This window comes from Humidisolicoccus flavus (genome assembly GCF_045689595.1).
Taxonomy (GTDB): domain Bacteria; phylum Actinomycetota; class Actinomycetes; order Actinomycetales; family Microbacteriaceae; genus Humidisolicoccus; species Humidisolicoccus flavus.
Map to the genome: position 1 here is coordinate 2,161,669 of NZ_CP142724.1, position 24,794 is coordinate 2,186,462.

Genomic DNA, 24,794 nt, shown 5'->3' on the forward strand with positions numbered 1-24,794 from the left:
CTCGATCTTGCACGATGCACGGGCGCTTCGGGGTCAGTCGCGGTGTTCGTCGGCCTTTGGGATGAGTGGGAAGGCGAGGGCGGGAGCGACCGCGACCGTCGCGAACGCCAAGGGATACCCGATCACAGTGATGAGCGCGCCAAGCGCCGGGCCGACTCCGGCTGCGGTCAAGAACTGACCGGTGTTCTGGAGGCCCAGCGCTTTGCCCTGCCACTGCGAGCCCGCTGCCTCCGCGACATTCGTGAAGGCGAGACCGTTGTCGGCGACACTGATGGTCGTCGCCACGGCAAACATGATGACCGCCGCGATCGTCCACTCGAAGTAGCTTGCGAACGCGAGGACCGGGAGTGCCACGACGCCGGCAACCGCGACGGCGCGGATGACTCGCACGCGGCTCCCGAGGCGATCGCTCAACTGGCCGACCACGATTCGACCGACCGCGCCGATTGCTTGCGAACCGCCGATGATGAGCCCTGCGAGTGCGGCATCGAGCGAGAGTTGCGTCGTCATCCAGACGATGCCGAAGGTGGAGAGCGTGAACTGTGGGATGACGAGCAACGCTGAGACGAGGTGTGTTCGTGGCAGGAAGGCGCTCCGGCAATACGGATTGTTCTGCTTGTTCTGATTGTTCTGCTCGGGCTGTGGGTTCTGTGCGGGCTGCCAGTTCGGGGATCCCGACAGTTTCGGCGCAGTCGCGTGCGTTGCAGACTGCATGCGCGCCGGTCGTGGAGGGTTGACGAGGGCGAAGCCGCAGGCGAGTGCCATGGTCGCGGTCATGGCGGCGGGGAGCACGAGTGCGGGAACAATGCCTCCGGCGGCGGCGGCGGCGGCGAGCGCGGGGATCGCGAGCGCCGAGACGGTGACGCCGAGGGGCTGCGACATCTGGCGAATGCCCATGACGAGTCCGCGGCGCTCTCTTGGGAACCACCCCGTGATGGTGCGGCCGCTCGCTGCATTGACGCTCGCGGTCGATGCGCCCCCGAGGAACAGCAGGACGCCGAGGAGCACGAATCCCGAACTCTGGGTCGCGATCACCGCCGCGATCGCCGCGAGGCTGAGACCGGTCACGATGACGCGGCGCTCGCCGAATCGATCGGCGAGTGCTCCCCAGAGCACGAGCGTGCACACCATCCCGAGTGTTGGTGCGCCTGCGAGCGTCCCGGCTTCCGCGAGGCTGAGCCCGCGCTCACCATGGAGGTAGGGGATCAGGAAGGCGGGCGTGGTGACGAGTACGGTTCCTGAAATCTCCGCGGCGATGACGAGGACGAGCATTCGCCACGCGCGTCGAGGCACGGCGGTGCGCGGCGGCACAACGGCGGATGCTGCGGTCATTGTGGCTCCTGGAGCAAGGTCGCGCGGGCGACAGTGGTGATGCAGGTACGATAGGGGATACCAGCTTGGTATACCAAACGAGGGGACGGCGCGCGTGGTCGCAGACGGACGAGAAGCTTCGCTCTACGAGGAACTGCGCGGCCGGATCCTCTCGCTCGAATACGTGCCCGGAGAGCGAGTCACAGAGCGCTCGCTCGAGACCGACCTCGGAGCCTCGAGAACGCCGATCCGAGCTGCGCTCCTGCGCCTCGAAGTCGACGGGCTCATTCGCCGCGAGAGTCGGGCGTGGAGAGTCACCCCGATCGATCTCTCAGAGATCAGGGCGCTCACCGAATTCCGAGAGGGTCTCGAAACGGCAATCGTCGCGCTGGTCGTCGAGCGTGCGCGCGAGGAAGATTTCGCTGACCTTCTCGCCGTGCTCGATGGGGCCGATGAGGCAGGCCCGGCAGAGGCGATTCGAGCCGGCGGCGACTTTCATGCGCTTCTTGCCGAGATCGCAGAGAATCCCTTCTATAGCGAGGCGATGCGCGGTGTCATGGTGCGATTGCAGCGCGCTCGCTGGCTGGTCGTGCGAACGGCAGAAGAGCGCGCGGACGTCAAGGCGCAACACCGTGCGATCGTCGGTGCGCTCCAGGCCCGCGATCTGCAGCGAGCGCAGGAGCTCGCGATCGCTCATCTCCGAGCTTCGGCCGAACAGACCCTCCGGGTGCTGCGTGCAGATCGACAGCGTTTTCGCGGACACGGGCTCGAAGTGGTCGAGTCGTAGTCCTGCGAACACCGCTTGTCTGGTGCTCGTGCTCTGACTTGTTATGACGAGTGCGGTGCGCTTGCCCCCTCAGCGCCGCAGTACCCAACCTGCATTCTTGACGCTTCGTAAAAAGAACCGGTCAAACGCACTTTCTACGAAAAAGTCACAACTGCATAACGCCGCATAACTTGTCTCTAGTGAGAAGACAAGTGTGCTCCGTAGAGTCATGACAACCGAAGTCGATGACGATAAGGAGCTCGGATGCCTGATCAAATTCTTGATCGCCTACCCGGGCTCGATCGTGCCTCGGAATCCCCGATCTGGTTCCAGCTCATGCGAGCACTCGAACAGGGCGTTGCACAAGGAGTCTGGTCTCCTGGTGACCGGCTGCCGAGCGAGAGCCAATTGTGCGAACACTTCGGAATTTCTCGGACGAGCGTTCGCGAGGGACTCGCGCACCTCGAAAAGGCGGGACTTCTTCGACGCGAGCAAGGTCGCGGAGCGTTCGTCGAGGCTGCTCGTGCTCCCTGGAGCTGGACGCTGCCGAGCGCCCCTGCGCTTCTCGGTCAGCTCACGCAAGACGGTGACAGTGCACTGACCTCAACGATCGTTCGCGCCGGCGTGGAGATGCTCCCGCCGTGGGCTGCCGCGGTCTTCCAGGGGCAGGACAACGGCCAGGGCTTTGTCTTGGAGCGAGTGCGCTCAGTCGGACCGCTCACCGCAGTCCACGTCCTCAACTACATGCCCGCCAGACTCTCGGGCGTACTCCCGAGCATCCGGCGTCCACGAGCGAGCCTGTACGCCGCACTCGAATCCGTGGCGGGCGTCCGGATCACGCGCATGCGCCGCACGATCGAGGCGATCAGCGCCGAACGCCAGCTCGCACACTTGCTCGGTCTCGAACCGGGCCACCCCATCGTCGTCGTCGAAGCGGTCGCATACGACCAAAACGACGACCCCGTCGACATCTCTCGCGCCTCGGTCAGAACCGATCGGCTGCGCGTGAGCGTCGACAGCGGGTACGACGCTCAAGGGCTCTCCGTTGCGGAGTCCTCCGGCTCGTATCCGGATCAACGAAACGTCGCGACCAGCGACACTTCGAAACCGTTCCCAGAACATAAAGACCGCACACCGTCACGCTGACCCGCGCTCGCGATTCAACGACCGTACGACGCAGAACGCTCCCGAGTTGTGGAGCACACCGCGCACTCAGGCAAGTTCGTCCTGCCATTTTTCGACCCCAGGAGCTCGAATGAACACACCAAACGCCGTTCTCATCGTTGGCGATAGCTACATCCCCGCTGCCGTGTTTTCGGCCGCGCTCGAGCGCCACGGCATTGCAGCCGAAGCGAAGACCATGACGATCGTCGACTCGCCGGAATGGTCGGTCGACGGACTTCGCGAATATGAGGGCGACCCTCGGGAACTCAGCGAATTCATCGACGGCCACGAAGTGCTCGTCGTGCACGGAGCCCCGGTTTCACGAGACGTGCTCATCGCGAACCCGAGCATCAAACTCATCTGCTGCGCTCGCGGTGGTCCCGTCAATATCGACATTGCGGCAGCGAATGAACTCGGTGTCGCGGTCACGACCACGCCTGGCAAGAACGCGCACGCGGTTGCCGACCTCACGATCGGCTTTCTAATCACGAGCATGCGCAACGTGCTCCCCGCGCTGCGGAGCGTCGACGAGGCAATCGCCGAGGGTCGCGAGATCAACGAGTCGGCCTTCGAAGGCGCACGGTGGTTCGGTGCCGAACTCCGTGGCCGCACCCTCGGGCTCATCGGGTTCGGCAACGTTGCACGGCTCGTCGCAGATCGGGCGATCGCGCTCGGTATGCAGGTGTTCGCGTACGACCCGTTCGTGCCGAAGGAGACAACCACCGCCGTGACACTGCTCGACTCGCTCGAGGAACTCTATGCGCAGTCGGAGGTGCTGAGCGTGCACGCTCGCGCCACCAAGGAGAACCAAGGGCTCGTCGGCGCCGCAGCCTTCGCCTCACTGCGTGAGGGCGCAGTCTTCATCAATACCGCGCGAGAGTCGCTCGTCGACGAGCATGCGCTGCTCGCGGCGCTCCGGAGCGGTCACCTCGGGGCAGCAGCGATGGATGTTTGCGAACCGGACGGGCCCTGGCGCGAGCTCGTCGGACTCGGCAATGTGATCGTCACCCCGCATATTGCCGGGGCGAGCCACGAAACCCTTGCCCGGGGTGCGGAGATGATCGCGGAGGAGATCACGCGGTGGCAGTCGGGCGACGAGCTGCGGTGGCGAGTATGAGCACGCCCGATATTCCGCAGGCCGCGTTCTCGGCGCTCGAGCCGGTGGTGCTCAGCGTCGATGCCGGTACCGGTTCTGTTCGAGTCCTCGCCTTCTCGACCGGCGGTGACCTCGTTGCGCAGGCATCGCGCGAATGGACGCACCCGGCAGTTCCCGGCCACCCCGGTGGAACCTCGTTCGATACAGCAGGGGGTTGGGAATCGCTCTGCGCAGCGTTTCGTGACGTCAGCGCTCGCCTGCACGGGCGCGAGATCCTGTCGATTGCGGCGTCCAGCATGCGGGAGGGCTTCGTGCTCTACGACGCAGCCGGCACTGAGATCTGGGCGTGCCCCAACACGGATGGTCGTGCTCGCGTGCAGGCAGAAGCGCTCGTCGCCGAGGGCATCGCCGCCCGGATCTACGAGATCGCGGGGGACTGGGTCTCCATCACCGCACCCGCTCGGATCCGCTGGATCGCCGAGCACCAACCTGCTGTTCTTGCGCAGGCACGTCACCTCGGCATGCTGAGCGACTGGGTGGCGTACCGCCTGAGCGGTGTCTTCGCGACCGATCCGACCTCCGGGTCCTCGAGCGCACTCTTCGATCTGCGGGCGCGGACCTGGTCCGAGGAACTCGCCGACGCCGTTGGCCTCGATCGTGCAGTGCTGCCGCCGGTCGTCGAATGCGGCACGGTGCTCGGTGCTGTCACTGAGGCGGCCGCCGTCGCCACCGGCCTCCCCGCTGGAACCCCGATCGTCGCGGGCGGCGCGGACACGCAACTCGCGCTGCACGGCATTGGTGCTGACTCCGGCGACACGACGATCGTCGCCGGAACCTTCTGGCAGACCACCGCCATTTTCGACGAGCCGGTCATCGATCCCGAGCGACGGCTTCGCACGCTCTGTCATGTTGCCCCAGATCAGTGGATGGTGGAGGGCATCGGTTTTCTCTCGGGGCTCGCGATGCGCTGGTTCCGGGACGGGTTCTGCGAGGACCTCGTCACCCGGGCCGAGCACGGTGGCGTGAGCGCCTACTCGCTGATGGAAGATGAAGCGCAGGCGGTCGAGCCCGGGTCCCACGGCGTCGTCGCGATCCTCTCGAACGTGATGCAGGCCGATGCCTGGCACCACGCCGCACCCTCCTTCCTCAATGTCGACATCGCCGGAACCGCGGTGGGTCGGGCCGCGTTCGTTCGAGCGATCGAGGAAGCAGCAGCGTATGTTGCGCGGGCTCATCTCGAAATCCTCGACACGCTCCGTCCCGCTGAAGCCGAGCACGACAGTGTCGTGTTCGCCGGCGGGTCCAGCAGTGGACGCCTGTGGCCGCAGATCGTCGCAGATGTCACGCACCGCAGCGTCGCCGTCTCGTTCGTCGCCGAAGCAACGTCCTACGGTGCCGCGAGGCTCGCAGCCGCCGGCGTCGGTGTCGAACTCCCACCACTGCGACCGCGGGCGGCGCCGGTGCTTCCGGATACCGCCGCGAGTGAGCAGTACGAGCTGTCCTTCGCCCGATGGATGTCGCTGTACCAGGCGATGGTGCAGCTCACCCGGAACGAAGCGCTCGAACCCTTGTTCACGCCCCCGGGCGGACTGCCGTACGACAGTGCGCGAGCCCGGAGCTCTCGCATTTCCCAATACTCCCCAAACACCTCGAACATCTCGAACACGAAGGAACCAAGTCATGGCTGATCTCGAAGGCAACAAGAACGCAAAGAATTTCGCACCGAATACTCCGCAGGCGAGGTTCGGGACCGCGATCCGCGGCTCGCAGGCGCTCGATTGGGGCATGCAGAACCGGCTCGCGAAGATCCTGAACCCCGACACCGGTCGCACCGTCATGCTCGCGTTCGACCACGGCTACTTCCAAGGCCCGACCTCCGGCCTCGAACGCATCGACCTCGGCATCGCGAGCCTGGCGGATCACGCCGACGCCCTCATGGGAACCCGCGGATCGTTCCGCACCTCCATCCCCGCGGGAACGAACGCAGGGCTCGTCGTCCGCGCTTCGGGCGGACCCTCGATCCTGAAGGACCTCTCTGATGAGCACATTGCGCTGGCCATGGACGACGCCGCGCGAATCAATGCCTCGGCGGTCGCCGTTCAGGTGTTCATCGGGGGAGAGCACGAATCACGCAGTGTGAAGAACCTCACCGACCTCGTCGACGGCGGATACCGATTCGGAATCCCCGTCCTCGGCGTCACCGCGGTCGGGAAAGAACTCACCCGTGACTCGCGGTACCTCGGACTCGCAACCCGCATCATCGCCGAACTCGGCGCGCAACTCGTGAAGACGTATTACTGCGAGGAAGGCTTCGAGGACGTCGTGGCCGGGTGCCCGGTTCCCGTGATCATGGCGGGCGGAAAGAAACTGCCAGAGCTCGACGCCCTCACGATGGCCTCGAACGCGGTCCGCGCAGGGGCAGCCGGTGTCGACATGGGCCGCAACATCTTCCAGAGCGAGTTCCCCGCCGCAATGATCCAAGCGATCCGCGCGGTCGTGCACGACGACGAGTCGCCGGAATCCGCGCACGAGCTGTACCGCAGCCTCGCTGCAGACGCAGGGCGGGCAGCATGATCCGCAACATTCGCGACCTCACCCTTCGCTTCGGCGACTGGGGTCCCGGGTATCTCGTCGAGAACGAGGATGCCGCCTTCGGTGCGGTCACGCTCCGCCCCGGCGACACCTTCGCAAACCACTTCCACGAACACCACACCGAGTCGTTCTTCGTGATCGAGGGCGAGGCGGAGCTGTGGCTCGACCGCGCAACCGTGCAGCGGCTGAGCGATGGGGATTTCGTGCAATGCACTCCGCAGGTGCAGCACTACCTCCGGAATGTCAGTGACGCACCATTCACTGCGTTCTTCATCAAAAGTCCCGGAATTTCGGGAGACAAAGTAGACGCGCCCTGGGAGCCAGAGCGCGAAGTACCGGCAGCACCCGCTGCCACACAGGAATAGAGGAACACCATGCAACTGCAACGACGCAGCACGCTCAACACCCGAGGAGGGCGAGGCAAGGCGATTGCCGGCCTCGCACTGCTCAGCGCAACAGCCCTCACCCTCGCCGGATGCTCCAACGATGGCGGCGGCGGAGGCGGCGCGGAGACCGATTCGATCTCCGTCTTGATCGCAGCACCGCAAGAGGGCGCTGGCAAGATCCTCGCCGAAGAGTACGAGGAGGCCACTGGCATTTCGGTCGACGTCACGGTCCTGCCCTACGACCAGATTCAGTCGCGCGTCCTCCTCGACGTCCAGTCGGGGACGAACCAGTTCGACGTCATTCAGTACTGGTACACCTCGGTCGGCGCACTCGCACAGGGCGGCGCGCTGAAAGACCTCACCGAGTGGATCGAAGGCAACGACGAAATCGATGAGGACGACTTCATCGACGCGATCTACGATCCGTACACGCTCTACGAAGGCAACCGCTACGGTCTGCCCATCGACGGCGACACCCACGTCATGTTCTACAACAAGACGATCCTCGAACGGAACGGCGTTGCCGTGCCGACGACCTGGGAAGAGTACATCGCCGCGGCGAAGACGATCACCGAGAACGAATCGGCGAACGGCGTCTACGGCACCGCAATGCTCGGAGACACCTCGGCGTTCAACATCGGCTCGACCTTCTTCAACCGTCTCGCCACGATGTCACCTGACCCGATCGACCCAGTTCGCCCAGATCTCTCGTCAGATGCCGCGCTCGCCGCAGCGCAGTCGATGCTCGACCTCGCCCCCTACGCGCTGCCGAGCCCGCTGGAAACCGGATTCGACCAGGCGCTGCCGCAATTCCTTGGCGGCAACATCGCAATGATCGAGTTCTGGACCGACCTCGGTGTGTACGCGCAAGACCCAGAAGGATCCGAAATCGTTGACGAGTGGGGCGTCGCTCCACTGCCGATCGGCCCAGAGGGAAAGATCTCCGGCGCGGTCAATGCCGGTTGGGCAATCGGAATCAGCCCGACGGCGAGCGATGAGGAGAAAGCGCTCGACTTCCTGCAGTTCGCGACCTCGCAGGAAATGAACGTGCAGCTCTCCAGCACCGCAGGTTCGGGCGTCGACCCGATCTACACGAGCACCTTCAGCGCACCCGAGTACCTCGAGGTCGTGCCAGAGGTCGCGAAGGTCGCCGAGCAGGTGTTCCCGAACGTGCAGCCATGGCCGACTTCACCGCAGTCACCCGAAATGATCTCTTCGCTCAACGACAACCTCGCGTTGATGCTGCAGGGCAACCTCTCACCAGAAGAAGCGCTCGCGGCAACCGACGCAGCCTGGGATGAGCTTGGGGTAGGAGACAACTAATGCAAACGACCAAGGGACGACGCGTGCAGAAGCTGCGGCGGCCACGAGCCGCAGGGTGGATCATGCTCACCCCAGCACTGCTGGGCGTCGCAATCATCGCGATCTATCCACTCGTGTACACGATCGCGGTTTCACTCACACGCTCGTCCCTTGGTCAACCCTTCCAGGAGTTCGTCGGGATCAACCAGCTCGTCGCGGCGTTCACGGGCGATGCAACGCTCGCCTCCGTGGTCCGCTCCTTGACCTTCGCGCTCCCGTCCGCGGTGATCGCGGTCGTGCTGGGCCTCATCATCGCCCTCGCGCTCCAGCGCGGGGTGCGGAAGGGCAAGTTCATCCGAGTGGTGCTGCTCCTGCCGCTCATGACCCCACCGGTCATGGTCGGTGTGATCTGGAAGCTCATGCTCACGCCCACCGGCGGGCTCTTCAACAACGTCCTCCGCTCCTTCGACTTCATCAACGAGCCGGTGCTGTTCCTCGGATCGTCACCAATGGCGATGATCTCGCTCGTGCTCGTCGACGTCTGGCAGTGGACGCCCTTCTGCGTCCTGCTGATCTACGCGGGTCTGCAGGGGCTCCCGGTCGAGGTCTATGAGGCCGCGCAGGTCGATGGAGCAACGCCGTTCCGTCTGCTGCGTTCGGTGGTCCTGCCGCTGCTCGCACCCACCATCGCGACCGTTCTGCTGTTGAAAACGATTCTTTCGTTCAAGGTCTTCGACCTCGTGTTCATCATGACCAGCGGAGGCCCTGGCCTCGATACGACCGTCGCGAGCTACCAGATCTACAAGACGACGCTCGAAAAGTTCGACCTGGGTGCCGCGGGCGCGCAGACGATCGTGTTCCTGATTCTCGTCACCGTCGTGATCCTGCCTCTCAGCGGATTGCGCAGCAAAGTAACGAAGGCGGTCCAGTAATGGCTCTGACAGAAGCAATCGTGCTCGACGGCGCAAAGCCGACGCGTCGTCGCCGCTTCGGCGCGCAAATGCCCGGCTGGACCTCGCTTCTTTCTCGCACGATCCTCGTGGTCGCGGTCGCGATGTGCCTGTTCCCGATCCTCTACCTCGTGTTGATGTCGTTCAAGAACGCTTCAGACATTCTCTCCGTGCGGATCTTCCCTTCGACGCTCGCCTGGCAGAACTGGGTGAATGCGTTCGCGGATTACCCGATCATGACCTACCTCGGCAATTCGGTGGTCGTCGCGCTCGGCTCCACACTGCTCGCGCTCGCGATCAGCATTCCCGCGAACTATGCGATCGCGCGCCTCCGGACCGGCGGGAACAATATCCTTGGGCTGATCGTCTCGATCTACATCGCCCCACCGATCGTTGCGATCGTGCCGCTGTTCCTCCTGGTTCGCGGTGTACGCCTCATGGACACGATCGCTGGACTCCTCGTGGTCGAAGCGCTTCTCCTGACACCGGTCGTCATCTGGCTGCTCGACAACTTCTTCCGGGCGATCCCGGAGGAGATCGACGAGGCCGCGCAACTCGATGGCTGCGGACCATGGCGAACGCTCACGCGGGTGATCCTGCCGCTCGTCATGCCCGGCGTCGTCGCGGTCGGGATCATCGCGTTCATCCTGTCGTACAACGACTTTCTGATCCCCCTCATGCTCGGGCAGAGCGGTTCAACGCAAACATTGCCGGTCGGCATCGCCCTCATGCAGGGCGGCCGCGAAGTCGCGTTCGGACGGATGGCTGCCGCGGCGTTCATCGGGATGGTGCCCGTGTACATCCTGGCTCTGTTCATGCAGCGCTGGCTGATCGGCGGTCTGACCCAGGGGAGTGTGAAATAGCGCGAGCGCTCGTGATCCGGCGAGCGCTCGTGATCCGGAGAGCATCGGGTGACAAACAGCGTCGGATTCTGTCAGCGGACTATGAGCTCTGGTTACACTGTGAAAGCAATCCACGCCGGTGAGGTTTGATCAGGAAAACCTCGAACGACACCAGTAGGAACAATGACTCTGATCGGACGCGCCGCTGAACGGCTCGTTGCGACGCGCGCGCTCGTTCCCCCGGCAACCCTGCTCGTCCTGCGTGGGCCCAGTGGCATCGGGAAGACTGCATTCGTCACCGCCGTCGTCGAAGACGTCGCCGCGAAGATCGATTCCAACTTCACCCTCGTCACGCTTTCTGGAAGCCCCTCACTCACCGAGGTTCCCTTCGGCGTCTTTCGCACGGTGTTCACCGCAGAAGAATCCGACGCGCTCGGCCCCGTGCGCGCGAGCGATGCGGCTCGCGCCCAAGCATTCGCTGCCGAGGTCGCGCAATCGTTCATCGAGGAGCCAGCCGAGGGTGAGCCCGCCCGTCCGCTGGTCGTGCACGTGCATGGCGCCGAACATCTCGATCCGCTGAGCCTGGCCGCGCTCGAATGGTTGCGGCAGCGCAACGAGGCGAGAGTCGTGATGACGACTCGAATGATCACTGGACCACTCGAGAAGTTCGTCGCCGACACCGGGGCGACCGTCCTCGATCTCGCACCACTTGGCGACCACCAGATCGACGACCTCATCACGAGTGAATGCGCGCCTCTCGAAGTCGACACCTATTCGAGAAAGCGACTGATCTCGATCAGTGGCGGCAATCCACTGCACCTCATCACGCTCCTGGCAGCGCTGCGGCGGACCAACACGATGCAGATTCGGCGCGGTGTTCTGGTGTGGGAGGGCGAGCTCGCATTCGACCCGACCCTCAGCGAACTCCTGAGAGCAGAACTCGACACCTTGACCTCGAGTCGCCGCGAGATCGTCGATCTGCTTGCATACTGCGAACCGCTCGCGCTCCCGATTCTGCTGCGCTTGCACGATGAGGCCGACATCGAGGGACTGCTCGACGATGGAGTGATCGTCGGAGAGTCAGCGAGCGCGTACGAGCCCCCGAGCATTCGACTCGCGGTTCCGGCACACGGCCCGAGCATTCGTGCCGTCCTCAGCCCGGTGCGTCGAAGGAAGCTGCTCGAACAGCTCTGCACTTCGCTGCTTGCGACCGACTTCGATTCGCGTCCCGAAGATGTGGTTCGCGCGATCGGCTGGAGCAGGCAGTGTGGATTCGTGCCGCCGATTGCCTGGTTGCGGCACTCGATCGCCCAAGAGCATCTCGCTCGCTCGGAGGAGCTGACCATCGTCATCTCGACGATGATCGCGACGCATCCGGACGCGACCGTGACCGAGCGAGTGAGCGCGAGGGTCGCGCGAGCCGAATCACTACGATTCGGGGGAGCGATCGACGACGCCCGGGTCGAACTCGCAGAAGCGCGACGGCAGATCGAGTCGATCACGGACGAGCTCGCGAGGGCAAAGAGTGTCGCGCGCTGGGCGACGGTTGCTTCGGATGTCGAACTCTACGGATTCGACTCCCCGGAGCGTGCGCACTCGGTCTTCGACGATGCGGTCGCCGTTGTCGCGGCGCTCGGTCCAACGCCGCGAACCACGGAGTTCGTCCGAGTCGGACAATTCCTTGACGTCGCGCAGGCTGTGCTGCTCGGGTATTCGGGGGCGCTCGCGGAAGCGCACGAGCGGCTCGATGAACTGTTCACGAACTCCGAGAACCCCAGCGACGACGTGCTCTTGCCGGGGTGCGCAATCAGCATCCTGATTCTCGCGCAACGCGGCACGGTCAACCGAGCTCGCGAGATCGCTGGAATCTGGATGCCGCGTGCGCAGATTGCAGCACGGACGCACCCGTGGATCGCAGGGGAGATCGCTTCGGCGCTGTTCTTCTGTGAGATTTCCGACGGCCGGATCGACGCGGCAGCGGAACTGAACTCGCGCATCGCCGGGCTTGTCGACGATCCACGATTCCGTGGACGCATCGACCCGGCGCTGCAAGAGCTCGCCGGCGGCATCGTCGAGTTCCGCCGCGGCCGGTTGTCCGAGGCCGCGGTGCTGCTGCGTGCTTCGTGTGCGCGCTTCGAGGTCTCCGATGGTTCGGGCTTTTTCGGTTATGCGCTTTCGTACCTCGCGTTGTGCACTGCTGCGCAGGGAAACCGTCAAGAAGCGAAATCGCTCATCGCCAACGTCGAGCACGCACGATTGCGGATCTCCCGGGTGCTGCAGTCCGCAGTTCGCGAGAATCTGCTCGCCGCACGAATCTGGATCGGCGAGGAATCGGCGGCAGCCGAAGCTGAGCGCTTGCAGGCGTGGTGCGCTGAACGAGGCCTCGACCTCGCAGAGATCCGTGCGCTCCACCTGCGTCTTCTCAGCACGATCACGAAGTCCTCGGACGAGTCGGCGCAACCGTTACTCGAACGAGCGCGACTCCTTGCGCATCGTATGCAATCAAATCTCGGGCGGCTTGTGCTCGCGCACTGCGAAGAAGTGGTCGCACACCGCGCTCCGACGCCCTTCGGGATCGCCGGGCGCAAGCTCGCCGCGCGCGGCATCGTTGTTCCCGTCGAACACGTCACCGATTCGCTCACCGAACGCGAACGCGAGATCTCCACGCTCGCGGCGCTCGGCTACTCGAGCAAGGCGATGGCGATCCACCTCGGGCTCGCATCCCGAACGATCGATACGCATCTGGGCCGCGCCTTCGTGAAGCTCGGCATCAATCACCGCGACGATCTCCCGCGGGCGCTGCATTCGGCAGGGCTCGACTAGGGCGTCCGTCCCGAACGATTGCAGGTGCGCGGGCCCGCATCACGCAGCGAAGGAACGATCACGCAACGGAGAAACGGGATCGCCCAGGTGAGCGATCCCGTTCTCATGGAGGTCGTGTTCAGCTGCAGTGGACTGCAGCCGGTGCGCTACGACCTGTGCTTGTCATTCGCGCGCATCCGTACCGCAGCGCCGAACATCAGGAGCAGCAGTGCGCCTGCGAGCAGCGCAGTCAATTCGGCACCGCCGCCAGTGTTCGGCAGGTTCGCTGAGCCGGCGGCGGGAGTTGCCGCTGGAGCACTTGCGGTTGGTGCTGGTGCCGTAATACCCGGAGTGCCCGCACCAGGCGCTGAAGTCTCCGGTGCGGAAGCCTCTGGTGTTTCCGCGGGCGGCTCCGTGACGACTGGCTCTTCACTCGGCGCTGGCTCTTCACTCGGGCCAGGCGTCTCAATCACGGGTCTCGTCACGAGAATGTCCTGCTCGGCCTCACTCGCCTCGAATACGGAGACATCGTTGGGGACGTAGACCGCACGGAGCGTGACCGTGCCGGCGGTAGCGAAGGAGACCATGCCGCTGAAGTCTGCAACACCATCGGCGAGTGGCTGGTTTCCGAGCAGCGTCGTTCCCGCAAAGAGGTCGATCGATCCTTCGGGCACGGGGCCGAGAGCGAACACCTGGACCGGAGGAAGCGACGGTTCTTCGCTCGGCAACGTTGGCTCAGGGGAGACGGGTGGTTCCGTCTCGACAGGTTCTTCTGGGTTCCCGGTCACGCCGTCATCGGAGACCACGGTGACCAGTAGGTCGAACGTTTGCTCGGTTTCGACGGTTGTCGGTGCCGAGATCGTCGTCGTTGTGACGAGCGCGGGCACCCAGTTCAGCGTGACTGATCCTGCGTCACGGTTTGAGCCGCGCTCTGCGATTTCTGTGAGGGAAGCCTCGACGTAGGAATCGCCGCCGCCACCACCTGCTCCAACATTCGGGACGTTCCCTGCTGATTCGTCAGGCAAGGTTCCGCCGGCGCCGCCGACAAATCCGCCGCCGCCGCCTCCTCCAGCACCGAGGTCTCGGAGGGGAGGAACGGTCTCGCCAGGAAGACCGGTCCCCTCTTCGTTGGTCGCGGAGCCAGAATCCGCATCCAGTCCTGCGTTCCCGATGTTTGCATCGACCGTTTGACCGCTTGCCCCGCCGCCGCCACCTGCGGCGACGAGCAGGGTCTCGCCACGAAGGATTGCGCTCGAGCCACCGCCGCCAGAGCCCCAGGAGTCGATGTATTCGGAACGTCCGCCGGAGCCGCCATTCTTGAACCCCGAGCCACCAGCACCATCGACGATTCCGAACGAGGAGTAACCGGTTCTTCCTCGGGTGCTTCCGAACACCGTGAGCGTTTCTCCAGGAGTGACATCAATGACAACAGTCAGCACTGCTCCAGCACCGCCAAGGAACGTCGGTCCTTGGTATCCACTGTCGCCACCAGATGCTCCGGCAACCGTCGCTGTGAGCGAGGTGATTCCCTCGGGCACGACGAACGCAGTGCCGGCCGGGTCAGTGAACGTTTGTGATTGGGGTGCTGCGGTTGCAGCTGCCGGTGCGATGAGCGCAAGAGTCGCGGTCGCGAGCGTGGCCGAAAGGCCGAGGGCGAGGAGGCGTCTCGGGCTGAACCCGTGTGCTTTGCTCGCGGGCGAGCGGTTCGCATCGTACGAACGCTCAACAACTGGGGTGGTCACAGATGGTGCTCCTGAATCAACGAATGACGGCGTGCCTGAACGTGGCTACCGGAGTTCATCGATCTTCGAGAAACAATTCCTCTGCGACGGGAAGAACTCGATTGAGCGTATGGGCGGGATGCCACGTTCCGCATCGGTAAAAATTACGTAGTTCGCTGAGTCGGAGGCGCGACACGGTGCATGGCTTCCGCAGATGGCTTCCGCAGAGGACTTCCGCAAAAAGCGTCTGCAGAAAAAGAACGGGAGCGCCTGTTCAGGCGCTCCCGCTCGTTCTTGTGTTCGTCGGTTACGAAGCGTGCTTCGCCGCTGCGCGCATCCGGACTGCAGCTCCGAAGAGCACGAGCAGTGCGGCGCCGATGAGCAGTGCGCCGAGTTCAGCGCCCATGCCCGTCTGTGGCAGGTTTGCAGCGCCCGGGGCCTGGGTCACTGCTGGAGCGGTCACACCAGGGGTCGATGCGGCCGGAGTGTCGACCGGTGTCTCAGGAACGACGGGCGTTTCTGATTCCACAGGAACTTCGCTCTCGCCAGGGCCAGGAATGACTGCATCTTCGGTGACGAGGATCTCAGTGACCGCCTCGCTCGCGCTGAACGGTGAAACCTCGCTCGGCTCGAAGACTGCACGGAGTTCGACGAGACCAGCGACACCGAACTGGATTGCGTTGCTGAAGTCGGCGACGCCGTTGACGACATCCGTGCTTCCGATTTCGACACCGTTCCCGAACAGGACGACGCGGCCCTCTGGGGCGGTGTCTACTGCGAGCAGCTGCAGCGGAGGTTCGGTCTCGATGGGCGTTTCTTCAGGCACTTCCGTCTCAACAGGAGTTTCTGTTTCGACCGGAACCTCAGTCTCGACCGGGGTTTCCTCGATGACTTCGCCCGTGACGTCAACGGTCAGGTCGAACCAGGTGAAGGTTTTGACCGTCGCAGGAGCGTTGATCGTCGTGGTCGATGCGGGCGGGGTTTCCCACATCAGAGTGACCGAGCCAGGTTCGACGCCTGAGTTCTGGAGAGAGAAGAGCGACGCGTTCTCCGGGACAAGGGAATCGCCACCGGTCGAGAAAAGGTTCTCGTTCGACGGAGTGCCGTCATCGCTGAGGCCGGCAACATATCCTCCATTGCCACCGAAGAAGCCGGCGCCGCCGCCGCCGCCAAGAACGTGGAAGGTTGACTCGAGGTTGAACGTCCCGGCCGGGAACGCGATCTGCCCTCCGTTTTGACCATGACCATTGGCGAACGGCGCGGGGAAGTTAGGATCGTCAGCACCAAGACCGGGACCTGCGCCCAAGCCGACCGCGGGGTCAGTCGTGAGTGCGAGCGTTGCACCACCACCACCGGCAGCGACGACCACCGGCTCGCTGTTACGGACGATTGCGCTCGCGCCGCCGCCGCCTCCGGCGAGGTAATCGGTGCCATCGATTGCAGCGCCCTGGCCACCTTCTCGGTATCCGAGTCCATGGTTCGCCGCCGCGATCGGGGCTGCGTCGTCGGCGATCTGGAACGAGACGTCTGCACCCTGCTCGACGACGAGCGTTTCAAGCGTGCCTTCCGTGAAGACATCACCCTCGATCGACTCGAGGTTCTGGTCTGCTTGCAGCGTGGGAACGGGGAGGTTTGCGCTTGGCGAAACCGCATCGTTCCCATTCGTGCTCCCGAAGACTTGGAGCGTCTCGCCTGGAACGACGTCGTAGGAGGCCGTGATGACCGAGCCGAAGCCACCTGGCTGGACGAATTCGGTCCCCGGTGCGACTGCGCCGCCTCCGTTGGAGCCGGCGACGACCGCGAAGACCGAGCGAACACCGGATGGCACGACGAAGGAGGTGCCCGCTGGGTCGGTGAAGACCTGCGTCTGCAGGTTGGGGTTTGGTTCAGCGCTTGCGAGCGCGGGTGCACTCAGGGCAAGGGCCGCAGTCGCGAGCGTTGCAGAGAGTCCGAGCGCGAGGAAGCGCTTCGAAGCAGCGCTCGTGGTCCGCGCCGAGGAGCGTGCGGCTCCGCGAGGCAGATCGAGGGAAGACAGTGTCACAGGTGTACTCCAGGTGTCAGGGAGGGGGATCGAGATGACGAAGGGTGGTGCGAGCCCTCAAACGCCGAATGCGTACCACGCCAACGCCGAGAATTCATTTCAGAGTAAGGGGGTTTCACGTCGCAGCGCATCCGTAAAAATTACGTAGTTCTGTCACTCGGGGCTGTTCGCTGCTCGCGTGAATCGCCCCATTGCACGGCTCGGGTGCATACGCTGAAAGTCAGTCAGCCGCTCGATCGGGCGGTCATCCGAAGGGAAGGACGAGCATATGAGTACGGTTGCAATTATTGGAGCCCATGGTCAGATCGCGCAGATTCTCGGCAAGGAACTCGTCGCTCGTGGGCACGAAGTGCTCGGTGCGATCCGAAACGGCGACCACTCGAGCGAACTCGAAGCACTCGGTGTGAAGCCAGTGCTGTTCGACATCGAATCTGAAGACGCTGACGTGCTCGCCTCGCGCATTCCAGAGGCTGACGTCGTCGTGTTCGCGGCAGGAGCCGGTGGCAACTCCGGCCCTGAGCGCAAGCACACGGTCGACTTCCTCGGCTCGGTGATCTCGATCGGCGCGGCGCAGAAGATTGGTGCATCGAAGTTCCTGCAGATCTCGTACATCGGGGTCGACGGACCAGCGCCAGAATCCGACGACGAGTCGTGGAACGCGTATGCAAAGGCAAAGAAGGCGGCGGATGACGCGCTTCGCGCGAGCGACCTCGCCTGGACCATCGTCCGGCCCGGTCACTTGAGCGACGAGCCGGCGAGTGGCACCGTCACGATCGCGGAGAGCCTGTCGACCGGTGCAACGAGTCGAGCGAACGTCGCGCTCGTGCTCGCCGAACTCGTCGACTCGGAGAACACGGGCCACCGCGCTCTCGATGTTCTCGACGGCGACGTTGCGATCGCTGAGGCGGTTGAAGAGTTTTTGGGCGAGTAGCCCGAACGTGACCCGGTGAGCGAGTCCCCCTCGCAAGAGATCCGGTTAGGCGTTGGCGCTGACGAGTGCGACCGTCAGTAGTGCGACGCTCAAGAGCGGCATTCCTCCCTGGAGGAGTGCCGCTCTTGCCATTTTGGCGTTTGCTGTCACCAGGACGAGTGCGGCGAGCAGCATTGAACCGACACCCGCGTACACGAGCGTCGCGCCGACGGCGAGATGACCGCTTGCGATGAGGGCGATGCCGATGAACCCCATGAGCGCGAGGAACAGGTTGTAGAACCCCTGGTTGTACGCGAGCGATTTCGTCGTCTGTGCTTCCTCGGCGGACTTGATCCCGAACGTCTTCCGGGCGCGGTCACTCGTCCAGAGCAGCGATTCGAGCGCAAAAATGTACACGTGGAGCACAGAAGCGAGCCCGGCGAATATGAGTGCGGCAATCAGCATGGAGTCCTTCTTCGTTTGAGAGCACTGCCAGCGGAAACCTCAGTCGGTGATCCCTTGGACCAGTGTTGACTGGATTGTACGCCGCTTGACCGTCTAACCCTTTGCTTTCGCCTTCGCTGCCTTCTTCGCAGCGCGCACCGCCTGCAGCGAGTCCTCGTCGACGATGTCTGCGACCGACCGCAGGCTTCCTTCTTCACCGTAGGGCTCCGACGCTGCACGCCAGCCTGCTGGTTCGACGCCGTACTGCTTTCCGAGGAGCGCCAGGAAGATCTTCGACTTCTGTGCTCCGAACCCGGGGAGCGTTCCGAGCCTGCGCACGACGTCCGCTCCGCTCGGGGCGGAGCCGTCCTCGTTCGGAGCGCTCCACACTTTGCTCGCGTCGCCCTCGTACTCCTCGATGAGTGCCTCGCAGAGTGCGCGGGTCCGCTTCGCCATCGATCCCGGGAACCGGTGAACCGCGGGGGACTCTTTGAACATCGCCTCCAGTTCGTCTTCGCTGGTCGAGACGATTGTCTTCGGCGAGAGCTGCGCACCGAGTCGAGCGCGCAGCTTCTCCGGGCCTGCAAATGCGGTTTCCATTGCAACTTGCTGATCAAGCAGCATGCCGAGCAGGAGCGCGAACGGCTCGTTCGAGAGCAGCTTGTCGGCCTCAGTGTTGTTGGTGATGTGAATCTCGGGCATACCTCTCAGTATCGCATTCGTGTCAGCCACAGGCTCTGGCTGATCCTCGGGTCGCTGATTGATGTCGATTGAGCCAGGTTCGCCGTCTTGGTTTTCGCTCACGCTCTCGACGTACACTGGTGCCGTGACTTTTCGAGAGCTCTTTTCGCAGCGTCAGGGGGTTGTCGGCGAAGCACTCGCCGACAGTGAGTAGCTGAGCCGAAATCGCCGTGCCCGAACACGAGTCAATCTGTTGACCGCGTGTGCCGGAACGGCGAGTTCCGCATACCCACAATCAGCTCCAGCGCCCACTCTTTCTTTGGGAGTATCGGCGTGCCCGAAAAGGAACCTCATGCAATCGCTCACCGAATCATTCATCCGATCTTCATTCATCAATGCCTCACGCAAAGAGGTCAACGATGCAACGTTGCCCGCCTATTTCGAAACGCTCACCGACACCGACTGGGAGCGGCTCGACTACTTCGGCTGGCGAGACCCCAAGTTCGCCAGGCGCGCTTATGTCGTGCTGCCCCGACTCGAGGGTGAGCCCGTCTGCGTCGCCCTAAAGCAGGCGGAGGCGTCGCCGCGTTCTCGCGCGATGTGCAACTGGTGTCAAGACGTTCGCTTGCCGAATGATGTCGTGTTCTGGAGCGCGAAACGCGTCGGAGATGCTGGACGCCGGGGCGTGACCGTCGGCACGCTCATCTGCCGCGATTTCGAGTGCTCGAAGAATGTGCGCAATGACCCGCCGCCCGCCTACGAGGGGTACGACGTGGTCGCAGCGCGCATCAAGAGGATTGAAGATCTGCAGCTCAAGGCAGCCGGTTTCGCCGAGATGCTGATCTCCGGTCGGTAGCCGGAGGTCGAGGAATACCACCTGGGTGTGGTTCCTTCTGTCGCGGCAGGAGAAAGGAGCTGCACCCGGGGAGCGCTCTCGAAGCTCTGCGCACAGGCCTTCGGGGCGAGGTCGCCGGTCGAACGCACTGCTGGAGTCATTGTGTGCTCGCGCTCTCGCGTGCGGCCGAACGCGAGGTCCGGACCGGGACCGCAGGAGGCTCGCTCGCTAGGATGAAGGGGTGTCAGTGAATCCAGAAATCCAAGGAAAGTCGTACCCGCCGACCGAACCGTATCTGGTCGGTCGCGAGAAGGTGCTCGAGTTCTCTCGCGCCGTCGCTGCGACGAGCCCCATCAATCTCGATCCGGCTGCTGCGGTCGCTGCAGGCTATGCCGATGTGGTGGCACCGCCGACGTTCGCAGTCGTCGTGCAGGAGCGAACCCTCGCACAGCTGCTCGCTGACGAGTCGGCAGGCGTCGACTTCTCGCGCGTCGTGCACGGCGACCAGCGCTTCAGTTTTTCCCGTCCGATCGTTGCCGGGGACGAGCTCACTGCAACACTCACGGTCACCAGCATCAAGTCGCTCGCGGGCAACAGCATGGTGACGAGCGAAGCCAACATCGTTGACGCGGCGGGCGAGCACGTGGTCACCGCAATTTCTACGCTCGTGGTTCGGGGGGACGACGCATGATCGAAAAAGGCGAAGTCGTTGCAGAGGCGAGCTATCCGCTCACTCGTGACTCACTGGTCCGGTACGCGGGTGCATCGGGCGATTTCAATCCCATCCATTACCGCGACGATGTTGCGGCGAACGTCGGACTTCCCGGCGTCCTCGCGCACGGCATGCTCACGATGGGCGCTGCAGTGCAGCCGGTCGTCGAGTGGCTCGGCGACCCCGGCCGCGTGCTCGACTACCAGGTGCGGTTCACTCGCCCCGTCGTCGTCGACGCCGAACTTGGAGCGGTCCTCACGATCACTGCAACGGTCGCCGTGGTGAACGACGACGGCACCGCTCGAATCGATCTCACTGCGAAAGCATCGGAGCAGACCGTGCTCGGCAAGGCTCAGGTCATCGTTCGTCTGCCCGAGTCTGCATAAATGAGCACCAACGGCACGATGGCGTTTCGTTCGCTGACGACCATGCAGGTCGGCGGCGAGATCGAGACGTTCGTCCGCGCCGAAACCAACGAGGCGCTGTGCGCCGCAATCGCCGCGGCGGAATCGCGCGGCGAGCCCTGGCTGGTGGTCGGGGGCGGCTCGAATCTCATTGCGAGCGATGAGCCCTACCGCGGCACCGTGATCCAGTTGGCGACTCGAGGCATCGAGGTCATCCTCGCTCCAGCTCCTGAGCGTGGTGCCGCGGTCACCGCAGAACCCGACCGCGGACTGGTGACCATCAAGGTCGCGGCCGGCGAGGACTGGGACGCTCTCGTCGAGTACACCGTGCAGCAGGGGTGGAGCGGAATCGAAGCGCTGAGCGGGATCCCCGGATCATCTGGCGCCTCGCCGATCCAGAACATCGGTGCGTACGGACAGGAGGTCGCAGCGGCGCTCGTCGCGATCGATCTCCTCGATCCAGAATCGGGCGAGATTTCCCGGATCCCGGCAGCTGCCCTGCAACTCGGCTATCGAACGAGCGCCTTGAAGCGCGGAACGCTCGAGGGCGTTGTCACGGCGATCGAACTGCAGTTGCACGCGCACGATGACGGGCTCAGCCAGTCGGTTGCATACCAGCAGCTCGCGACGGCGCTCGGGGTCAAGCTCGGCAGCAGGGTGCCGATTGCCGCGGTCCGCGAGACCGTCCTGGCACTTCGTGCCGCGAAGGGCATGGTGCTCTCGGAGGATCCGGATTCGGTGAGCGCCGGCTCCTTCTTCACGAACCCGATCGTCTCGGCCCGCTTCGCCCGCGACCTCCCGGACGATGCCCCGAAGTGGTCGTCCTCGGTCGAAGAGTCGCCGCGCGTGTATCCGATCGACGCGGTCGGTGATCTCGCTCCCTTGCCGCAGCAGGGAGAACCCGCGGTCAAGCTCAGCGCAGCCTGGCTCATCGAGCACGCCGGAATTCCGAAGGGTTTCTCGCTCCCGGGATCAGCGGCGGCCGTTTCCTCCAAGCACACCCTTGCGATCACGAATCGTGGTCGCGCGACGAGCGCTGAGATCCTGCAACTGGCTGGTTACATTCAGACTCGGGTTGAGAATCACTTCGGTGTTCGTCTGCACCCGGAGCCGAACCTCGTCGGATTCTCCGACGAGCACTGAACGACGCAGCAGCCACATATGCGAGAAGGGCCCGAGCAATTGCTCGGGCCCTTCTGCGTGCGGCGCGGCCGCCGACTGGCTGTGCGTCAGCGCGCGAAGAGTTCCTGCAGGCGTTGCATTCCCGCGAGGAGCTGTTCTTCGCCGAGTGCGTAGGAGAACCGCAGGTAGCCGCTCGGTCCGAATGCTTCACCGGGGACCGCAGCGACCTCGGCTTCGTCGAGGATCAAGTCCGCGAGTTCCAGCGAGGTGTTGGCGGTCACGCCGTCCCAGTTCACGCCGAGGAGCCCGCTCACGTCGGGGTAGGCGTAGAACGCGCCCTTCGGTGTCGGCACGGTGACGCCCGTGATCTTCGAGAGTTCGCTCACGATGAGCTGGCGGCGACGATCGAACGCTGCGAGCATCTCGACGACCGCGTCCTGTGGACCGGTCAGAGCTTCGAGCGCCGCCATCTGCGCGACGTTATTGACGTTCGAGGTGAGGTGCGACTGCAAGTTGCCAGCGGCCTTGATCGCACGGCTCGGACCGACCATCCAGCCGACTCTCCATCCGGTCATCGCGTAGGTCTTGGCGACTCCGTTCACCATGATCGTCGAGTCTGCGAGCTCGGGAACGGCCTCGGTGATCGAGACCGCGCGCGTGCCGTCATAGGTGAGGTTCTGGTAGATCTCGTCGCTGATCACCCAGAGGTCGTTCGCGAGTGCCCATTCGCCGATCGCGCGAATGGTTTCCTCCGGGTAGACCGCACCGGTCGGGTTCGAGGGGGAGACCATGAGGAGTGCTTTGGTCTTCGGCGTGCGTGCACGTTCGAGCTGATCCACGGTGACGAGGTAACCCTGGTCGGCGCCGGCGAAAACATCGACCTGCTTCGCGCCGTTCAGCGCGATCGCTTCGGGGTAGGTGGTCCAGTACGGGGTCGGAACGAGGACTTCGTCGCCCGGGTCGAGGATCGTCTGGAACGCCTGGTACACGGCCTGCTTCCCACCATTGGTGACGAGCACCTGGCTCGCGTTCACCTCGGTGCCGCTGTCGCGACGCGTCTTCTCGGCAATCGCCTCACGCAGATCGGGAAGGCCCGCTGCTGGCGTGTACCGGTAGTTTTTCGGGTTCTGCAGCGCGCGCTGGGCTGCCTCCACAATGTTCTGCGGGGTCGAGAAGTCTGGTTCTCCAGCGGCGAAGGAGATGACGTCCTTGCCATTCGCGATGAGCGCCTTTGCTTTCGCGTCGACTTTGAGGGTTGCTGATTCGTTGATTGCGCCTACGTGCGCTGAGATACTGGCCACATTCCCAGCGTAGCGAGCAGTCCGTTCCGAAGAAAGAAGCGCGAGCGTTTCGCTCGAGACGGTGCGGGCCGTAACTCCGACCCCGCACGACGCGCGCGAGGTGGACACGATGGCCGCGGGCATCGTATGCTTAATCCTTGGTGGTTGATTTCAGCCATAGTTTTGCATGCCTCTGAAGACATTGAGCTTCAAAGGATTTGGAGCAGAGTTATGGTCAGCTACCCGCCGAGGGCGGTGGCTCAATTGGTAGAGCAGCGGTCTCCAAAACCGCAGGTTGCAGGTTCGAGTCCTGTCCGCCCTGCACTTCGGTGGCAAACGCCACCGTCGACATCCGAGAGGGAACCATGGCAGAAGACGCCGTAGCCGATGCGCCCCGCAATGAATCGAAGCGGGAGCGCGAGTCGCGCAACCCCTTCGTGGCCATCGTGACGTTCCTGAAGCAGGTCGTGGTTGAGCTCAGCAAGGTCGTGACGCCGACTCGTAAAGAGCTCGTCAACTACACGATCGTCGTGCTGTGCTTTGTGGTCATCATGATGCTGCTCGTGTCCGGACTCGACTTCGTGTTCGGCTCACTTGTCGGTACCGTCTTCGGCGATCAGCCGCTGTTCGGCTAATCGCTTCAAGACAGAAGCGCTGGAAGGTATCACCGTGTCTGAAAATGTGAACGACCTCGACCAGGAGCTCAACGAAGCTCTCGACAACCTGGTCACGGACGCTCCTGCCGCCGAAGAGGCGAGCGAGCCCGAGGTTGACCCATACGCCGAATTCAAGAAGGAACTTCGTCGTCAGCCTGGCAAGTGGTTTGTGATCCACTCGTACGCAGGCTACGAGAAGAAGGTCAAGGGCAACATCGCCAGCCGTGCCGAGAACATGAACGTCGCTGACGACATCTTCGAAGTCCAGGTCCCGATGGAAGAAGTCATCGAGGTCAAGAACGGGCAGCGCAAGATGGTCTCGCGCGTCCGCATCCCCGGCTATGTGCTCGTGCGCATGAACCTCAACGAAGACTCCTGGTCTGTTGTTCGCCACACCCCAGGTGTGACCGGCTTCGTCGGCAACGCGCACAACCCATCACCGTTGCGCGTTGACGAAGCATTCAACATGCTCAAGCCCATCATTGACGCTGAGATCGCAGAGGCGCAGAAGGCTCAGACCGCTGAGCCAGGTCAGAAGCCCTCCGGTGGCGCTCAGCGCACGATCGTGCAGGAAGTCGACTTCGAACTCGGCGAAACCGTCACGATCAAAGAAGGTTCGTTCGCGGGTCTGCCCGGAACGATTAGCGAGATTCAGCCTGCGAGCGGAAAACTCACCGTTCTCGTCAGCCTGTTCGAGCGCGAAACTCCTGTCGAGCTCAGCTTCGACCAGGTCACAAAGCTCTAGACGCGCCCCGCGCTCTAGGAAACCAAGAAGGA

23 protein-coding genes and 1 tRNA gene are annotated in these 24,794 nt (G+C 63.7%); 18 read left to right on the plus strand and 6 right to left on the minus strand.

Going from position 1 to position 24,794, the window contains the following annotated elements; genetic code table 11:
• Window positions 1-33: 33 nt before the first annotated feature.
• Window positions 34-1,332 carry an MFS transporter gene (locus tag U2H20_RS10405; protein WP_430592215.1) on the minus strand — a complete coding sequence of 433 codons (1,299 nt, stop codon included), beginning with the start codon at window positions 1,330-1,332 and terminating at the stop codon, window positions 34-36.
• 94 nt (window positions 1,333-1,426) lie between these two features.
• Here U2H20_RS10405 and U2H20_RS10410 point away from each other — a divergent pair, with 94 nt between their 5' ends.
• The 10 genes from U2H20_RS10410 (at window position 1,427) to U2H20_RS10455 (ending at window position 13,232) form a co-directional block, all read left to right on the plus strand.
• On the plus strand, window positions 1,427-2,098 hold the full coding sequence (locus tag U2H20_RS10410; protein ID WP_430592216.1) for a GntR family transcriptional regulator: 672 nt from the start codon (window positions 1,427-1,429) through the stop codon (window positions 2,096-2,098).
• Window positions 2,099-2,341: 243 nt separating this feature from the next.
• The gene (locus U2H20_RS10415; protein ID WP_430592217.1) at window positions 2,342-3,223 is read left to right on the plus strand and encodes a GntR family transcriptional regulator; all 882 of its coding nucleotides are present in this window, start codon (window positions 2,342-2,344) and stop codon (window positions 3,221-3,223) included.
• A gap of 109 nt (window positions 3,224-3,332) precedes the next feature.
• A complete protein-coding gene (locus tag U2H20_RS10420; RefSeq protein WP_430592218.1) occupies window positions 3,333-4,358 on the plus strand; it encodes an NAD(P)-dependent oxidoreductase in 1,026 nt (341 codons plus the stop codon).
• Entirely contained in the window at window positions 4,355-6,025 is a 1,671-nt protein-coding gene (locus U2H20_RS10425) for an FGGY family carbohydrate kinase (RefSeq protein WP_430592219.1), read from the plus strand. Before U2H20_RS10420 ends, U2H20_RS10425 begins: the two co-directional genes overlap by 4 nt.
• Entirely contained in the window at window positions 6,018-6,911 is an 894-nt protein-coding gene (gene lsrF / locus U2H20_RS10430; RefSeq protein WP_430592220.1) for a 3-hydroxy-5-phosphonooxypentane-2,4-dione thiolase, read from the plus strand. Before U2H20_RS10425 ends, lsrF begins: the two co-directional genes overlap by 8 nt.
• Window positions 6,908-7,294, plus strand: coding sequence for a cupin domain-containing protein (locus U2H20_RS10435; protein ID WP_430592221.1), 387 nt, complete (start codon window positions 6,908-6,910; stop codon window positions 7,292-7,294). Before lsrF ends, U2H20_RS10435 begins: the two co-directional genes overlap by 4 nt.
• A gap of 9 nt (window positions 7,295-7,303) precedes the next feature.
• Entirely contained in the window at window positions 7,304-8,638 is a 1,335-nt protein-coding gene (locus U2H20_RS10440) for an ABC transporter substrate-binding protein (RefSeq protein WP_430592222.1), read from the plus strand.
• Entirely contained in the window at window positions 8,638-9,549 is a 912-nt protein-coding gene (locus U2H20_RS10445; RefSeq protein ID WP_430592223.1) for a carbohydrate ABC transporter permease, read from the plus strand. Before U2H20_RS10440 ends, U2H20_RS10445 begins: the two co-directional genes overlap by 1 nt.
• On the plus strand, window positions 9,549-10,430 hold the full coding sequence (locus U2H20_RS10450; RefSeq protein ID WP_430592224.1) for a carbohydrate ABC transporter permease: 882 nt from the start codon (window positions 9,549-9,551) through the stop codon (window positions 10,428-10,430). The genes U2H20_RS10445 and U2H20_RS10450 overlap by 1 nt, the downstream gene beginning before the upstream one ends.
• Before the next feature lie 162 nt (window positions 10,431-10,592).
• The gene (locus U2H20_RS10455) at window positions 10,593-13,232 is read left to right on the plus strand and encodes a LuxR C-terminal-related transcriptional regulator (RefSeq protein ID WP_430592225.1); all 2,640 of its coding nucleotides are present in this window, start codon (window positions 10,593-10,595) and stop codon (window positions 13,230-13,232) included.
• 146 nt (window positions 13,233-13,378) lie between these two features.
• Here U2H20_RS10455 and U2H20_RS10460 read toward each other — a convergent pair whose 3' ends face one another.
• Both U2H20_RS10460 and U2H20_RS10465 read right to left on the minus strand, forming a co-directional pair.
• Window positions 13,379-14,953: a hypothetical protein gene (locus U2H20_RS10460; RefSeq protein ID WP_430592226.1), complete on the minus strand. Its 1,575-nt coding sequence runs from the start codon at window positions 14,951-14,953 to the stop codon at window positions 13,379-13,381.
• Between the two features lie 286 nt (window positions 14,954-15,239).
• Window positions 15,240-16,973: a hypothetical protein gene (locus U2H20_RS10465; RefSeq protein WP_430592227.1), complete on the minus strand. Its 1,734-nt coding sequence runs from the start codon at window positions 16,971-16,973 to the stop codon at window positions 15,240-15,242.
• Window positions 16,974-17,241: 268 nt separating this feature from the next.
• Here U2H20_RS10465 and U2H20_RS10470 point away from each other — a divergent pair, with 268 nt between their 5' ends.
• A complete protein-coding gene (locus tag U2H20_RS10470; protein WP_430592228.1) occupies window positions 17,242-17,904 on the plus strand; it encodes an NAD(P)H-binding protein in 663 nt (220 codons plus the stop codon).
• Window positions 17,905-17,949: 45 nt separating this feature from the next.
• Here U2H20_RS10470 and U2H20_RS10475 read toward each other — a convergent pair whose 3' ends face one another.
• The gene (locus tag U2H20_RS10475) at window positions 17,950-18,348 is read right to left on the minus strand and encodes a DUF1304 domain-containing protein (RefSeq protein WP_430592229.1); all 399 of its coding nucleotides are present in this window, start codon (window positions 18,346-18,348) and stop codon (window positions 17,950-17,952) included.
• A gap of 93 nt (window positions 18,349-18,441) precedes the next feature.
• The gene (locus U2H20_RS10480) at window positions 18,442-19,029 is read right to left on the minus strand and encodes an HhH-GPD-type base excision DNA repair protein (protein ID WP_430593631.1); all 588 of its coding nucleotides are present in this window, start codon (window positions 19,027-19,029) and stop codon (window positions 18,442-18,444) included.
• A 331-nt stretch (window positions 19,030-19,360) separates the two neighbouring features.
• On the opposite strand from U2H20_RS10480, the gene U2H20_RS10485 reads away from it, so the two are divergent.
• The 4 genes from U2H20_RS10485 (at window position 19,361) to U2H20_RS10500 (ending at window position 22,102) form a co-directional block, all read left to right on the plus strand.
• Window positions 19,361-19,864 carry an FBP domain-containing protein gene (locus U2H20_RS10485; protein ID WP_430592230.1) on the plus strand — a complete coding sequence of 168 codons (504 nt, stop codon included), beginning with the start codon at window positions 19,361-19,363 and terminating at the stop codon, window positions 19,862-19,864.
• Between the two features lie 220 nt (window positions 19,865-20,084).
• On the plus strand, window positions 20,085-20,534 hold the full coding sequence (locus U2H20_RS10490) for an FAS1-like dehydratase domain-containing protein (RefSeq protein WP_430592231.1): 450 nt from the start codon (window positions 20,085-20,087) through the stop codon (window positions 20,532-20,534).
• A complete protein-coding gene (locus tag U2H20_RS10495; RefSeq protein WP_430592232.1) occupies window positions 20,531-20,941 on the plus strand; it encodes a MaoC family dehydratase in 411 nt (136 codons plus the stop codon). Before U2H20_RS10490 ends, U2H20_RS10495 begins: the two co-directional genes overlap by 4 nt.
• The gene (locus U2H20_RS10500) at window positions 20,942-22,102 is read left to right on the plus strand and encodes a UDP-N-acetylmuramate dehydrogenase (protein ID WP_430592233.1); all 1,161 of its coding nucleotides are present in this window, start codon (window positions 20,942-20,944) and stop codon (window positions 22,100-22,102) included. It begins immediately after the preceding gene.
• A gap of 86 nt (window positions 22,103-22,188) precedes the next feature.
• On the opposite strand, the gene U2H20_RS10505 is transcribed toward U2H20_RS10500, so the two are convergent.
• On the minus strand, window positions 22,189-23,382 hold the full coding sequence (locus tag U2H20_RS10505; RefSeq protein ID WP_430592234.1) for a pyridoxal phosphate-dependent aminotransferase: 1,194 nt from the start codon (window positions 23,380-23,382) through the stop codon (window positions 22,189-22,191).
• 228 nt (window positions 23,383-23,610) lie between these two features.
• Between U2H20_RS10505 and U2H20_RS10510 the strand changes: the two genes are divergently transcribed.
• The 3 genes from U2H20_RS10510 to nusG all read left to right on the plus strand — a co-directional run bounded on the left by U2H20_RS10510 (window position 23,611) and on the right by nusG (window position 24,762).
• A tRNA-Trp gene (locus tag U2H20_RS10510) sits at window positions 23,611-23,683 on the plus strand.
• Window positions 23,684-23,726: 43 nt separating this feature from the next.
• A complete protein-coding gene (gene secE, locus U2H20_RS10515; RefSeq protein ID WP_430593632.1) occupies window positions 23,727-23,996 on the plus strand; it encodes a preprotein translocase subunit SecE in 270 nt (89 codons plus the stop codon).
• Window positions 23,956-24,762 carry a transcription termination/antitermination protein NusG gene (nusG, locus tag U2H20_RS10520; RefSeq protein WP_430592235.1) on the plus strand — a complete coding sequence of 269 codons (807 nt, stop codon included), beginning with the start codon at window positions 23,956-23,958 and terminating at the stop codon, window positions 24,760-24,762. The genes secE and nusG overlap by 41 nt, the downstream gene beginning before the upstream one ends.
• Window positions 24,763-24,794: the final 32 nt, after the last annotated feature.